This window comes from Acinetobacter sp. NIPH 2100, assembly GCF_000369805.1.
GTDB lineage: Bacteria > Pseudomonadota > Gammaproteobacteria > Pseudomonadales > Moraxellaceae > Acinetobacter.
Genome location: NZ_KB850224.1, coordinates 1,593,077 through 1,606,648, shown reverse-complemented (window position 1 = coordinate 1,606,648; position 13,572 = coordinate 1,593,077). Strand labels below are relative to the sequence as shown.

Here is a 13,572-nt window from a genome sequence, read left to right as displayed (position 1 = left end):
TTATGGCTTCCAGCACCCTATCTCAAACACAGTCTCAAAAAATCGAGCTACAACAGCTTGATCCTGAGGCGCTTAAAGCATGGATAAAAACTCAGGCTTTAGACTTGGGCTTTTCTGATTGTGTCATTGCCAAACCAGATGCTCAAGATCAAATGCCTCGTTTCAAAGAATATTTAGAACGGGGTTATCATGCAGATATGCACTATTTAGAGGAAAACCTAGAAAAACGTGCTGATCCAACATTGCTGGTGCCTGGGACTAAAAGCATTATTTGTGTGCGGATGAACTATCTTGTGGCATCGCCCAAGCCCCGTTATGTACCATTTGAACCAAATTCGGCCATTATTGCGCGCTATGCACGTGGACGTGACTATCATAAAGTCATGCGTGGGCGGTTAAAGACTTTAGCGAGTCGTATCAAAGAAAAAGTCGGTGATTTTGAATCACGTCCTTTTGCCGACTCGGCACCTATTTTTGAAAAGTCTCTGGCTGAAAGTGCAGGTATGGGCTGGACGGGTAAACATACCTTATTGATCCATAAAAAATCAGGCTCTTTTTTTGTTTTAGGTGAACTGTTTACTTCTCTAGAACTACCTTTTGACCAACCTGCGACTGCACATTGCGGTTCATGCACTGCCTGTATCGACATTTGTCCGACACAGGCAATTGTGGAACCGTATATGTTAGATGCAAGAAAATGTATTGCATACTTAACCATTGAATATAAAGGGATCATTCCTGAAGAATTACGCTCTGGCATCGGCAATCGTATTTTTGGCTGTGATGATTGTCAGTTGATTTGCCCATGGAACGGTTTTGCCAAAACTGCGTCAATTCCTGACTTTGACCCAAGACATGGTCTAGATAACATTCGATTACTGGATATCTGGCAATGGGATGAAGCGACATTCTTAGCCAATACTGAAGGCAGCCCAATTCGCCGTACAGGTTATCAGTCCTTTAAACGCAATATTGCAATCGGCCTTGGAAATGCTCCATACTCAGCTGAAATCGTCACTCAATTGCAAGATGCGAAAACGTTGCACGATGAGATCGTCAATGTACATATTGATTGGGCAATTCAACAGCAATTGCAGCAAATAAACGTACACTGAATAGAAAAATGGTGTTTTTTGCCCTTTGGCTTTGGCACGATTTCTGTATGATGAATCTCAATGTCTGTAATCAATCATCATGGATATAACAATGACTTTACGTAATGACTGGACTCGTGATGAAATCCAAGCTTTATATGACCAACCTTTTTTAGACTTAGTATTTCAAGCACAAGGTGTTCATCGTCAACACTTCCAAGCAAATGCGATTCAGGTCAGTACCCTACTTTCGATTAAAACGGGTAAATGTCCAGAAGACTGTAAGTATTGTTCGCAATCAGCTCGTTACGATTCTAAATTAGAAGCAGAAAAGCGTATCGCAGTCGATAAAGTCATCCGTGAAGCACTCTCAGCGAAAGAGTCTGGTTCATCACGCTTTTGTATGGGAGCCGCTTGGCGTAACCCACATGAACGTGATATGCCTTACGTGCTTGAAATGGTACGTGAAGTTAAAGCACTAGGCCTAGAAACCTGTATGACTTTAGGTATGCTGAACCAATCGCAAGCTGAACGTTTAAAAGATGCAGGCCTGGATTATTACAACCATAACTTAGATACCTCTCGTGAATACTATTCACATATCATCAGTACCCGTACTTTTGATGATCGTCTTGATACGCTAGATCATGTACGTCAAGCAGGTATGAAAGTATGTAGTGGCGGTATTGTAGGCCTAGGTGAAAGTCGTAATGACCGTATTGGCTTGTTACATGAACTTTCGACCATGCCAGTACACCCTGAGTCTGTACCAATCAATATGTTGGTTCCAATTGAAGGTACACCGTTGGCGAATGTTGAAAAGCTTGATGTGACTGAATGGATCCGTACCATTGCTGTTGCACGTATTATCATGCCACACAGCTATGTTCGCCTCTCTGCTGGCCGTGAATCATTGAGTGATTCTGACCAAGCCCTTGCGTTTATGGCGGGTGCAAACTCACTCTTCTCAGGTGATAAACTACTTACCACGCCAAATGCGGGTGAAGGTAAAGATCAAGTTCTATTTGCCAAATTAGGTTTAACCGCAGAAAAACCAAAGCCGACCGTTGCTGAACTTTCCGTAGATGCCATGAGTGCATAAACCAAAAAGCCTTGTCACATGACAAGGCTTTTTCTTTAGAGATGATTAAATTGATGTCACCAAAATGCCATATTCAGCATTTAAAAACATTCCTATACGGATGATATCAACGCCTGCTGCATGTGTGACTGACAGTTCTTGGCTATGCACATCAAAATGAAATGAATCAAAAATATCCTGATGATGCATCAACCATAACACTGTATCGGCAATATTTTCATCTACCGTATAGGTTTCCGACTTAAAATCTTTATCCATAACACGATGTATATCTTCATTGGATCTATACATCATAACGGATCAAAGGCTTTAACGCAGCTTGTAAAAAACACTTAGTAAAGGACATTACTCACTAAGTGTGTAAAACGAGAATACACCTTTAAATATTTAAGCCGCTTGCGGACTCACAATCGTTTGGCCTGCCTTTAAACTTTCAACAGCCTTTGTATTAAATGCCAAGGTCAGCACATGGTTATCTAAATGTACATGATAAGACTGGATCAATGACTGCTGCCCTTCATCTGTTTCAAGCACGTATTCATCTGCAATATTTAAGATACCCTCTAAATTGGTCGTACTAGAGGCACGATCATGGCTGAATAAATCATAGATCGTCTGTAAGTTGAAGCTAGTCTGCTGTTCCGTAGGATGACTTTTTAAATAACTTTCTAGGAATAAAACAAACTTATGTGCAAAGAAATAGTAGTTTGGTTTGTGGGTATAAAGCATGTTCATTGAAAGCTCCTCTCGGCGTTTTTTTCATCTAATCATGACTAAAAAACTAAGGATTGAACCTTAAAACATTCTTAAAAGAACTTTGAGCTTTTTGTAAACACACTTAATAATCATTCTAAAAATTTGATTATTCATCTAAATTATTTTTTCAGTTTTGTTAAGCAAATCACATAAAAATACAATTTCCGCCAATTATTGATCAAAAAATAATCAAATAGTCCATTTTTTATGAAAGGAAAAAACAATCAGTCTTAAGCAATTTTAAACAAACCAGTTGGTAAAATAAGTTCCACATAAAGTAAAAACTTTTTATATCAACAACTTATAAACAATCGGAAAATTAGATTAAAAACCATCATAAAAATGTGACGTGGTTTGCATTTTTAAAACCTATTGATATATATTTCGCACATTACTTGTTCAGCGCAAAAATCCAACTGAGAAGTAATTTTAATTCAAACTTTTAGCCGATGTGTTCGAGAAATTATTATGAAAAAACTTGCTTTGATCGCTACTCTTTCAGTTGTTGGTATTGCTAACGCTCAAGCTGCAGATGGAACGATTACAATTAATGGTCTAGTAACAGACAAAACTTGTGACATCGTGACTCCAGCGGGTAAAGACTTTACTGTTACGCTTCCTACTGTTTCTAAGCAAACTCTTGCTAACGCAGGTGCTGTTGCTGGTCGTACACCATTCCAAATCAACTTAGGTAACTGTTCAGAAGGCAAAGTTGCAACTTACTTCGAACCAGGTGCAACTGTTGATTTCAATACTGGCCGTTTACTTAACCAAAATGCTGCTGGCGCGAAAAACGTTGATGTTCAATTACTAGGTAACAACAACCAAGTAATCCCAGTTCTTGCTGCTGGTAGCAACGGTGCTCAAGCGAACTCACAATGGGTTGACGTTGTAGAAGGCGGTACTGCTGACCTTAACTACTATGCTGAATACTATGCAACTGGCGCATCTACTGCTGGTGAAGTAAACACTTCAGTTCAGTACACTATTATTTATCAATAATCTTTGATAAATGGTGCGAATTTCTAGGTTTCTAGAAATTCGCAGTTGTACACTTCACGCAATCATAGAGTAAATTTAAATGGCACTGAACGGTTACAATTTTTTGCTTGGTTTAACGATGTCATCGGCTTTAATCGCAAGTCAAACACATGCAGAAATTATTTTGCATGGTACTCGCGTTATTTATCCATCAGATGCTCGTGAAGTGACTTTGCAAGTCAGTAACAATGGTTCTAAGCCATCGCTTGTTCAGGCATGGATTGATGAAGGTGATGCTAAAAGTACACCCGATCAGTCTAAAGTTCCATTTATGATTACGCCCCCTATTTCACGTGTTGATCCAACGAAGAGTCAATCTCTTCGTATTACTGCATTACCAAATGCAGCTCAATTAAATCAAAAACAAGAAACAGTTTTTTGGCTGAATGTTTTGGATATTCCACCAAGACCAACAGCGAACAGTAAAGATGCTGTTCCTGATAATTTTTTACAGCTTGCGATCCGTTCACGCATTAAATTTTTCTATCGTCCAGCAAGCATTAAAGCTGATGCCAATCTTGCTGGTGAAAAATTGCAGTGGGCTAAAAGCGGTCAAACATTGATTGTAAAAAATCCAACGCCGTTTCACGTCACCATGACTGCGGTGTACCAGCAAAATGCAGGAAAACCTGTTGACTTGCTGCCTAAAGGTTTGATGTTACCACCTTTTTCAGAGGACAAGATCCAATTGAAAACTGGTAGTACCGAAAAGCTCAGCTACGTGAATATCAATGATTACGGTGGTCGTATCGAACACCAGATCAAGCTTCAATAACAAACAAATTTATTTCCACTCAATAAGTGATTTTGTACCTATCCTTGAATAGGCGAACGGATTATGTCAAAGAAAAATGCAACAGCTAAATTCTTGAAGCGTCGTATTTGTTATTACCTTACTTCTGGGGTAGTCACAGTTACGATGCCTATGGCTGTTTATGCAGTAGAACAGACAGCAGAACAAGCACCACCAATGGAAGCAGAATTTGACTCTGTCTTCTTGATCGGTGATGCACAGAAAGTCGATATTTCTCGTTTTAAATACGGGAACCCAGTTTTGCCTGGTGAATATAACGTTGACGTTTATATCAATGGCAACTGGTTTGGCAAAAGAAGAATGATGTTCCGTTCAACTGAACAAAATAAAAATGCCTTTACCTGTTTCACTTCTAGCTCATTGCTTGAATATGGCGTAAAACAAGACGTTCTTGTCAATCGTACTGAAACTGCTGCGTCGAATGCCTGCTACAAAATCGAAGAGTGGATCGAAAACGCCTATTACGATTTCGACACGTCACGTTTGCGTGTCGATATTTCGATTCCACAAATCGCCTTACAAAAAAATGCACAAGGCTATGTTGATCCGAGTATTTGGGATCGTGGTGTCAATGCTGGATTTTTATCGTATAGCGGTAGTGCCTATAAAACGTTTAATCGCTTAAATGAAAATAAAGAAACCACCAATGCCTTCATGGCAATTACTGCGGGCGCCAATATTGCAGGTTGGCAACTTCGCCACAATGGTCAGTGGCAATGGCAAGATGGTGCTCAAAGTGAATTAGATTCAACAACTAAAAAGAAATCAAACTACGAATCGACAAGCACCTATTTACAGCGTGCTTTCCCTCAGTATCGAGGAGTCGTTACCTTAGGTGATAGCTTTACCAATGGTGAGTTATTTGACTCATTTGGTTATCGCGGTTTAGATTTTTCAAGCGATGACCGTATGCTACCGAATAGTATGCTTGGATATGCGCCACGTATTCGCGGTAACGCAAAAACCAACGCCAAAGTAGAAGTTCGCCAACAAGGTCAGTTGATTTATCAAACCACGGTTGCGCCGGGTAGCTTTGAAATTAATGACCTCTACCCTACAGGTTTTGGTGGTGAACTCGAAGTTTCGATTATTGAATCAAATGGCGAAATACAAAAACTTGCTGTTCCTTATGCATCTGTTGTGCAAATGCTACGTCCAGGCCTAAGCCGCTACTCAGTCACTGCGGGTGAGTTTCGCGACCGTGATATTGATTTAACGCCGTGGGTAACACAAGGTAAATACCAACGCGGTATTAATAACTATTTGACGGGCTATACAGGTTTTCAATTAGCGGAAGACTATAGTGCTTTATTATTAGGTGCGGCAGTTGCAACACCAATTGGTGCAGTATCATTCGATATTACCCAGTCCAATACTGACTTTGACAAGCAAGGTTCTCAATCCGGACAAAGCTTCCGTCTAAGTTATAGTAAGCTCATTTCACCGACCAACACCAACTTAACTTTGGCAGCGTATCGTTACTCGACTGAGAACTATTACAAGTTACGTGATGCCCTACTCATTCGCGATCTTGAAGATAAAGGCGTGAATACCTTTGCTGTGGGTAAACAGCGTAGTGAGTTCCAAATCACCCTAAACCAAGGTTTACCTGAAGGTTGGGGTAATATTTACATGGTTGGTTCTTGGAATGATTACTGGAACCGTAATGAGACCAGTCGCCAATATCAAATTGGTTATAGCAACAATTATCATGGCTTAACCTATGGTCTTTCTGCAACCAATCGTCAGATCGAATACGGTTCAAGCAGTACGCAAACACGTGATACAGAATATTTGATGACACTTTCTTTCCCAATCAATTTCAGAAAGAATTCGGTCAACGTCAATGCAAACGCATCTGAAAACAACCGCACAGTCGGTATGAGCGGTATGGTTGGCGATCGTTTCAACTACGGTGCATCTGTATCTCATCAAGACAGACAGAACCCGAGTTTCAACGTTAACAGTCGTTATCGTACAAACTTTGCGACGGTTGGTGGTTCTTATAGTATTGCTGATTCATATCAACAAGCGATGCTTAGTGTTAGTGGTAGCGTTGTTGCTCATTCGGATGGCATCCTGTTTGGTCCTGAACAAGGTCAAACTATGGTACTTGTGTATGCGCCAGATGCTGCAGGTGCCAAAGTCAACAACACCGTTGGCCTCAGTGTGAATAAATCTGGTTATGCTGTTATCCCGTATGTAACACCGTACCGTTTAAATGACATCACACTTGATCCTCAAGAAATGTCGACCAATGTTGAACTAGAAGAAACCAGTCAGCGTATCGCGCCTTTTGCTGGTGCGATCGCAAAAGTTGATTTTTCAACCAAGAAAGGTTATGCCATTTACATCAATACCAAAACAGCAACGGGTGAAAGCTTACCATTCGCTGCACAAGTCTTTAATACTAAAGATGAATCTGTAGGTATCGTGGCACAAGGCAGTATGGTGTATTTACGTACGCAAGAGCCAAAAGGTGATTTGTACGTGAAATGGGGCGATGAAGCCAATGAGCAGTGCCATTTCAGTTATGATGTTACAGCACAACTTTCTAACGACCAGCAAAGCATGATCATGTCTGAGGCCGTATGCAAATGAAAAAATTACTCTTAAGCAGTGCCTTAGTTGCTGCAGGTTTTGGTGTGAATACAGCAGCTCAAGCTGCTTGTTCAACTAGCGCAGGCTTCACCACTATTGATGTTTCTATGCAGGTTGGACGTGTTGTTGTTCGACCAAGTGACCCTGTAGGTAAAATCTTGGTAAAATCTCTTTTCGAGATTCGTCCCAACGATAAAACAACATATAGTTGTAGTCGTAGCGATATGATGGTCGCACGATTATTACAAAATTATGCAATTAGCCCACTCGGCGATAATATTTATTCGACCAATATCCCAGGAATTGGAATTCGTCTTTACCGAGAAGCTTTTAATGCAACGAATTTTTCAGGATATTATCCTTACACTCGATCTGTACCAAGTACTAGTATTAAGCTTGCCGAAGGCTATTTCGTTGTTGAAATTGTGAAGACGGCAGAAAATACAGGCTCAGGAACATTAGTGCCCGGTGTTTATAGTACCTATTACGCGGGAAACAGAAATGACCGTCCATTTTTAACCAGTACTGTTTACGGTAATGCAATTACCATTGCTTCTTCCTCTTGCGAATGGAGAGGTGATATTAATAAAGCAGTACAGCTTCCAACTGTGATGAAATCGGGCTTTAAAGGTATCGGCTCAACTCAAGGCGAGCAATCTTTTGACTTAAATATTCTTTGCAATGGTGGTGAAAATCCAACAGGTTATGAAGAAAAAAACCTCATTAGTTTAACCTTTGATTACCAACAAGAAGGCAATAACACTCAGGTTTTAAAGAATCTTGAGCCAAACTCGACCAAAGCAAATGGTGTTGGCGTACAGCTTGTATGGAATTATCAAAATAAAAATCAAGTGATTGGTTTAGGTAATAAATTAGAGCTAGGAACAGTGAAATCGAACCAAACTGTTCAATACAATGTTCCACTAACAGCTCGCTACTATCAAACTGCAGCCAATGTCACTGCGGGTAAAGTCCGCGCTATGGCTACTGTGACCATTCAATACGATTAACCTTTTATAAGACCTCTTCCCAAACGAGAGGTCTTTTTTTATAAAAACTCAAAAAATAGAATTAAGTTATTAATTTTTAAAATCAATAACTCAAGAAATACTCACATTTAATTTTTGATAAAAAACGTAAATAACACACCAGAGGAATAATCCATGAAAAAACTGAGCATATTTGCACTTAGCCTAGCCTTACTCGGCTGTGGCGAAAATCAAAATGGTTCACAACAAAATGCTACTTCTACTCAATCAACAGCAACAACATCCACAAGCTTTAGTTTACGTAGTTCTAGCCAACCACAAACTTGTCAGTATAACTTTGATGCCACACAACAAGATTATGATACTTGGAACAGTCTGAATCCCAACTATCTGATGGGTGTATTCCCTACAATCAATGGGCAAAAGTTTAGTTTAACTGTCGCCCCTCCATATTTTACAGACCATTACCCTGAAGAAAATATCACTCTTAATTATTTTGACTTCTTGGCAGCAAGTAAGAAAAGATTGCAAACATCGGGCGGCAATGACGGATTTCTCCCTCCATTTCTCGATAGTTCAGGTGATCTACCTTTACCGAATACAGGGATTCTTGCTTTAGAAATGCAAATAGACATTCCTGCAGCTCCACTTAACGGTGGTTACTATGGCGAACCTAGTTCATCATATTTAACTGATATCAACTTCAGTGGTGAAACTGATAATGGCTATATCGTAAAATCACTCTATTCATTTGCAGCTGGCAGTGCTGATCCAGATTTTGGTGAGAATCCGCCATTTGTATTATTCAACCTCGGTTACCAAAATAGCGATAATACTGAGTATAGCTCAACCGCTTATTACTACAATAAATTAACTGAGTATCAAAGCAAATATCATCGCGTAGGTATCTATATCAACCAAAATACCAAACAGGTTGGCTTTATTGTCAATGGCGTTGATCAGGGGTATCAAGGAATACTCCCTGCCCCATTGAAAAATATAGGTTTTGATATCCGTAGCTGGGTTGGTTCAGATAAAGACGGTAAATTCTCAGACAAACTCGCAGGACTAGAGTTCTCATCTGAGTTGATCACGGACCGAAATGCCTTACAGTTCAGCTATCCACAAGGCGCAACAGACATCTGCGGTAACACAATTTAGTTCATTTAAAGCTGTCAAAGCCTAATCATTTGATTAGGCTTTTTATTTTTAAAAAATGGAAATAGCATAATTTTCCAGTAGCAACTGTATAGCTAAGTTCCATATTTGAATTTCAAAAACATGCGACAAAAACTATATAATGTATATCAGACAGGTCAGGTTATAAATTCCCATTAAGATAAAAATATGTGACTTAATTAACAAAATAAAATAAACATACTATTTATCAATTTTAAAATAAAATTTTAAACAAATCACACTTTAAAAAACTATTTTAATAATATTTAATATTAATGTTGCCTTAATAATAAAACTCATGTTAATTAATGCTTAATACATTTATAAAAGGCAATAAACATGTATAAAAAAATTTATAAATCTGCCCTACTTTTATCATTAATGGCGTTTGCTTCGGTAAGTTATTCAGCAAGCACCATCCAATTGAATGGAAGTATTGTAGAAGATACCTGTTCGCAGCAGCATCAAAACAATGACTGTCAGCAGCTGAACGTTATACGCGATAAGATCGACACACAATCTATTTCAATCAATGACTTAAATATCCAAACACAAAAAAATACGACTACAGATATTAGCTTCGAGCAGCTTTCTGATCAAAAAAGTGCTGTCATTACTGCAAACTACTACTAGTTATTATTTTATTATCCTGTATGTGAACTAATTTACACTTAAATTAGATTAGTTCACATAATCAACTTAAATTATTTACAAATCAAATCAATTGCTAAAACCACCAAATTTCGATTAATGGATCACATTTTATTTAAAATTTAATTAAAATAAAGTTAAGATAATTTTATTATAAATAATATTATTTAAGAAAAGATAAAACAAAAATTAGAAAAACTAAAACTATATTTAAATTATTTCCCAATTAAACATGGCTATATATTGACCAGCCGAATCATTTTCTATAGTTTTTAATTGATGAAAATAAAAACACTTTAAAATAATAAGGAATAAAAATGGATCACTTGAAATCCGATTCACAAAACAATAGCACCTGCGTTGATTGCACAAAAGATCCAATTGAATCTTTGAAAGCAATGTTTGTCGACATGGTTCAAGCTGGCAGAATTGGTAAAGGCCAATGCCCTGCTATGCGGCCAGTTTTTCTCAAACCTCACGGGATTGCCGCTGCCGAGTTCATTGTCCGTGATGATTTGCCTGAAAAGTTACGTGTCGGGCTATTTGCAAATATTGGCAAAAGTTACCCGACGTGGATTCGCTTCTCATCAGATACAACGCCCACAAATACAGATTTCAAATCTACGTTGGGTATTGGCATTAAATTATTTGATGTCGCTGGTGAGAAAATACTAGGGAATCCTGATGCTGATACCTTTGATTTTATCCTACAAAACTTCGATTCCTTTTTCGTTGACACGGCCAAAGACATGTGTGAATTTACCAAAGCAGGTGTTGTCGATGGTAATTACGATCCTTATTTAAAAGCACATCCCAAAACTTCAGAATTGTTGGATGTGATGGCAAAACCCGTTGCCAGTGTTTTGGCTTCGACTTATTGGAGCGGTTTACCATTTCAATTTGGTCAAAATGAATATGTAAAATATAAATTAGAACCTGACTTTTATCTTGATCCACCTCAGCACTCGCCCAATGACCCTTCTTATTTAGCTACAGATTTAATCACGCGCCTAAAAAAGTCAGAAGCACGTTTCCGCTTCATGATCCAACTCAGAACCAACCCTGAAACAATGCCGCTAGATGAAGCAACTGTGGTCTGGCCAGAAGATCTAAGTCCACCAATACATATCGCTGATATTATTATTCCTATTCAAGATATCTCTGCTCGTGGACAAGCCCAATACGGTGAAAACTTATCCATGAATATTTGGCGAGTCACCGCCGAACATGCTCCAGTAGGTTCGATTGCAGACGCACGACGTGTTGTTTACGCTGCATCTGCTGAATTACGCCGTAATGTAAATGGTGTTCCCTTAGGTGAACCAGACACTCCTCGTCCGCTTATTTCACCTGCTGCTTGCATTGATACCCAAATTGTACGTGCAGCAATTCATCCAGCGATTGGTATTGCACGTGTAGGTGATAGTGAAAATGAGTTCTTTATTGGTCCAGAAGTTGTAGATGCGCCTGCGGACCTAAATCAACAGCCTAATAGTTATAGAGATGCAACGGGGGCAATAAAAAGACAAGCTGCCCGATTCCGTATCTATGGTTATAACGCTGCTGGAGACGTGGTTCGAGAACTTAGCCCTGACAATGCAGATATTGTCTGGACTGTTCATGTGGCCAACCGTAAAGCTGAATGGTATCAATTTCAATATGCACTTGATATCCCAGAGGCAGTAAATGCACCAGACAATGCTTTTACATTACGCAACCCAAAAGTTAGGCCAATAAACCGTCATAAGTTAGCCATTGATCCTGGTCCACGAAGTATTTGTGGCCGCAATATTGCAGGTGGTGCTGAACATCGTTTTGATACAGGAACTTTTCAGGCAGCAGCGGATCAAGCCATCACGGTACCTTTAGGTGAAATCCAAACGGATGAAAATGGGCGTTTATTGTTTTTGGGAGGACATGGAAAATCAGCTTCACCTACCCAAGCCCCTGTCTATGATCCAGATAACCCACCAAGCTTTAATAATGCTGATGATTGGTATGACGACACATCTGATGGTCCAGTCACAGCAAGCGTATCGATAAATGGAATTGCCATTCCTGTTGAATCAGCATGGGTTGTCGTTACTCCACCTAATTATGCGCCTGATGTAGTCAGTTGGCGGACGATGTACGATCTCATGTGTGATGTCTATGTCAATGCAGGCTGGATGGTCATGCCAGAAAAGCCCTCTTTTACCAAAGATATATGGCCACTATTAAAGCGCCTAGGCGGCTTACAGTGGGTCAATAAAGGTTTTGCAGCCTATTTCGCTAAAGGTTGTCCTATGGATTTTAGCAACCCAGTATTGCTTGCCAAACTTTCTTATAAAGTCAAAGATAAAACCTTAGCTGATCCGTATAGTGAGCTACGACGTGCAATCTTCCACAATTTTAGAACATCAAAACCGATAGTCGCCGAGCCAGTACAATGGCCACATATCTGGCCTTGGATTTATGGCGATGCGTTTGGCAGTTTTTCAGAAAATGGAACTGGCAATATGCTCACCATGACAGGTTTACAAGAAGGCTTACTCCGTCATTGGGTAGAAGGAAATTTTATTGATGACTGGTCAAATGAAGAAATTAAATTACCAAGCTCATTAGATCAAGTTCCGCTACAAGAGCAACCACATACATTAGATCAAGCAGCCCTACATTATTGCTTAGCCGATACTTTCCATCCTGGTTGTGAAATGACATGGCCCATGCGTCATGCCAGTATGTATAGTTCACCTTTTCGAATCCGACTACGTTCCAACTCGGATCCTGAACCTGATTATGGTGCCACCATGACACCTGTCAAAGTTCAACAAGTAGATGGGCCTTTATATGCTCAAATACCGGGTAGCATTACCCGTTGGATGGCGATTCCATGGCAAGGTGATACAGCATTCTGTCGCTCAGGTTATGACCCTGATTTCGACCCATACCTTCCAACATTTTGGGCAGCCCGTGTTCCAAATCATGTCCTAACCGAGCAAGACTATCAAAAAGTGATTAACTTAGACCTACCACGAGAAGAACGTATTGCCGCCTTTAATCAACGTCGTAGCTGGTTACGTGCCATCCAAAATGCAGATACGGCAGAAGTGATGATGCGTATGATTGCGCATTTCAATGAGCTTGGTATTGTTGAAGTACGCGAAGGTTTAAAAGATGATCCTGATATTCCTGAATATCTTTATGTTGAAACTTTGATCGCAGGCCAATTAAAAACAGCAGCAGAATATGCAACCAACTTATTAGAAAGCAGAGTCGAGCCACTAACCGATCTTGAAAAAGCAGGCTGGGCAAGCCATGAACAATTATTAGCATTCCGTTCTGTACGTGTACAAAAACGCTAAA

Annotated in this window: 11 protein-coding genes; 9 read left to right on the top strand and 2 right to left on the bottom strand. The window is 39.6% G+C overall.

The window, feature by feature from the left end; translation table 11 throughout:
* Nucleotides 1–2 precede the first annotated feature (2 nt).
* Nucleotides 3–1,115 carry a tRNA epoxyqueuosine(34) reductase QueG gene (queG, locus tag F887_RS10580; RefSeq protein WP_005293341.1) on the top strand — a complete coding sequence of 371 codons (1,113 nt, stop codon included), beginning with the start codon at nucleotides 3–5 and terminating at the stop codon, nucleotides 1,113–1,115.
* A 91-nt stretch (nucleotides 1,116–1,206) separates the two neighbouring features.
* Nucleotides 1,207–2,196, top strand: coding sequence for a biotin synthase BioB (gene bioB / locus F887_RS10585; RefSeq protein ID WP_005293339.1), 990 nt, complete (start codon nucleotides 1,207–1,209; stop codon nucleotides 2,194–2,196).
* 45 nt (nucleotides 2,197–2,241) lie between these two features.
* Here bioB and F887_RS10590 read toward each other — a convergent pair whose 3' ends face one another.
* Entirely contained in the window at nucleotides 2,242–2,454 is a 213-nt protein-coding gene (locus tag F887_RS10590) for a hypothetical protein (protein WP_032862832.1), read from the bottom strand.
* 129 nt (nucleotides 2,455–2,583) lie between these two features.
* Complete coding sequence (locus F887_RS10595; RefSeq protein ID WP_005189348.1) at nucleotides 2,584–2,931, bottom strand: hypothetical protein; 348 nt, start codon at nucleotides 2,929–2,931, stop codon at nucleotides 2,584–2,586.
* 489 nt (nucleotides 2,932–3,420) lie between these two features.
* Between F887_RS10595 and F887_RS10600 the strand changes: the two genes are divergently transcribed.
* From F887_RS10600 to F887_RS10630, 7 genes are all read left to right on the top strand, one after another.
* The gene (locus F887_RS10600) at nucleotides 3,421–3,954 is read left to right on the top strand and encodes a fimbrial protein (RefSeq protein WP_005189351.1); all 534 of its coding nucleotides are present in this window, start codon (nucleotides 3,421–3,423) and stop codon (nucleotides 3,952–3,954) included.
* Between the two features lie 79 nt (nucleotides 3,955–4,033).
* Complete coding sequence (locus F887_RS10605) at nucleotides 4,034–4,768, top strand: fimbrial biogenesis chaperone (protein ID WP_005293333.1); 735 nt, start codon at nucleotides 4,034–4,036, stop codon at nucleotides 4,766–4,768.
* A 63-nt stretch (nucleotides 4,769–4,831) separates the two neighbouring features.
* The gene (locus F887_RS10610) at nucleotides 4,832–7,408 is read left to right on the top strand and encodes a fimbria/pilus outer membrane usher protein (RefSeq protein ID WP_005293330.1); all 2,577 of its coding nucleotides are present in this window, start codon (nucleotides 4,832–4,834) and stop codon (nucleotides 7,406–7,408) included.
* Nucleotides 7,405–8,418, top strand: a complete 1,014-nt coding sequence (locus tag F887_RS10615) for a fimbrial protein (protein ID WP_005293328.1) — start codon at nucleotides 7,405–7,407, stop codon at nucleotides 8,416–8,418. Before F887_RS10610 ends, F887_RS10615 begins: the two co-directional genes overlap by 4 nt.
* Nucleotides 8,419–8,571: 153 nt before the next feature.
* Entirely contained in the window at nucleotides 8,572–9,558 is a 987-nt protein-coding gene (locus F887_RS10620; protein ID WP_005293324.1) for a DUF4882 family protein, read from the top strand.
* 357 nt (nucleotides 9,559–9,915) lie between these two features.
* On the top strand, nucleotides 9,916–10,209 hold the full coding sequence (locus F887_RS10625) for a hypothetical protein (protein ID WP_005293322.1): 294 nt from the start codon (nucleotides 9,916–9,918) through the stop codon (nucleotides 10,207–10,209).
* 335 nt (nucleotides 10,210–10,544) lie between these two features.
* The gene (locus tag F887_RS10630) at nucleotides 10,545–13,571 is read left to right on the top strand and encodes a LodA/GoxA family CTQ-dependent oxidase (protein WP_005293319.1); all 3,027 of its coding nucleotides are present in this window, start codon (nucleotides 10,545–10,547) and stop codon (nucleotides 13,569–13,571) included.
* Nucleotide 13,572 lies beyond the last annotated feature (1 nt).

What these genes read in the sequence shown, in the direction of transcription:
- F887_RS10605 (WP_005293333.1), top strand. Translation starts at nt 4,034, where the DNA reads ATGGCACTGAACGGTTACAATTTTTTGCTTGGTTTAACGATGTCATCG.
- F887_RS10615 (WP_005293328.1), top strand. Translation starts at nt 7,405, where the DNA reads ATGAAAAAATTACTCTTAAGCAGTGCCTTAGTTGCTGCAGGTTTTGGT.
- bioB (WP_005293339.1), top strand. Translation starts at nt 1,207, where the DNA reads ATGACTTTACGTAATGACTGGACTCGTGATGAAATCCAAGCTTTATAT.
- queG (WP_005293341.1), top strand. Translation starts at nt 3, where the DNA reads ATGGCTTCCAGCACCCTATCTCAAACACAGTCTCAAAAAATCGAGCTA.
- F887_RS10610 (WP_005293330.1), top strand. Translation starts at nt 4,832, where the DNA reads ATGTCAAAGAAAAATGCAACAGCTAAATTCTTGAAGCGTCGTATTTGT.
- F887_RS10630 (WP_005293319.1), top strand. Translation starts at nt 10,545, where the DNA reads ATGGATCACTTGAAATCCGATTCACAAAACAATAGCACCTGCGTTGAT.
- F887_RS10620 (WP_005293324.1), top strand. Translation starts at nt 8,572, where the DNA reads ATGAAAAAACTGAGCATATTTGCACTTAGCCTAGCCTTACTCGGCTGT.
- F887_RS10595 (WP_005189348.1), bottom strand. Translation starts at nt 2,931, where the DNA reads ATGAACATGCTTTATACCCACAAACCAAACTACTATTTCTTTGCACAT.
- F887_RS10590 (WP_032862832.1), bottom strand. Translation starts at nt 2,454, where the DNA reads ATGGATAAAGATTTTAAGTCGGAAACCTATACGGTAGATGAAAATATT.
- F887_RS10625 (WP_005293322.1), top strand. Translation starts at nt 9,916, where the DNA reads ATGTATAAAAAAATTTATAAATCTGCCCTACTTTTATCATTAATGGCG.
- F887_RS10600 (WP_005189351.1), top strand. Translation starts at nt 3,421, where the DNA reads ATGAAAAAACTTGCTTTGATCGCTACTCTTTCAGTTGTTGGTATTGCT.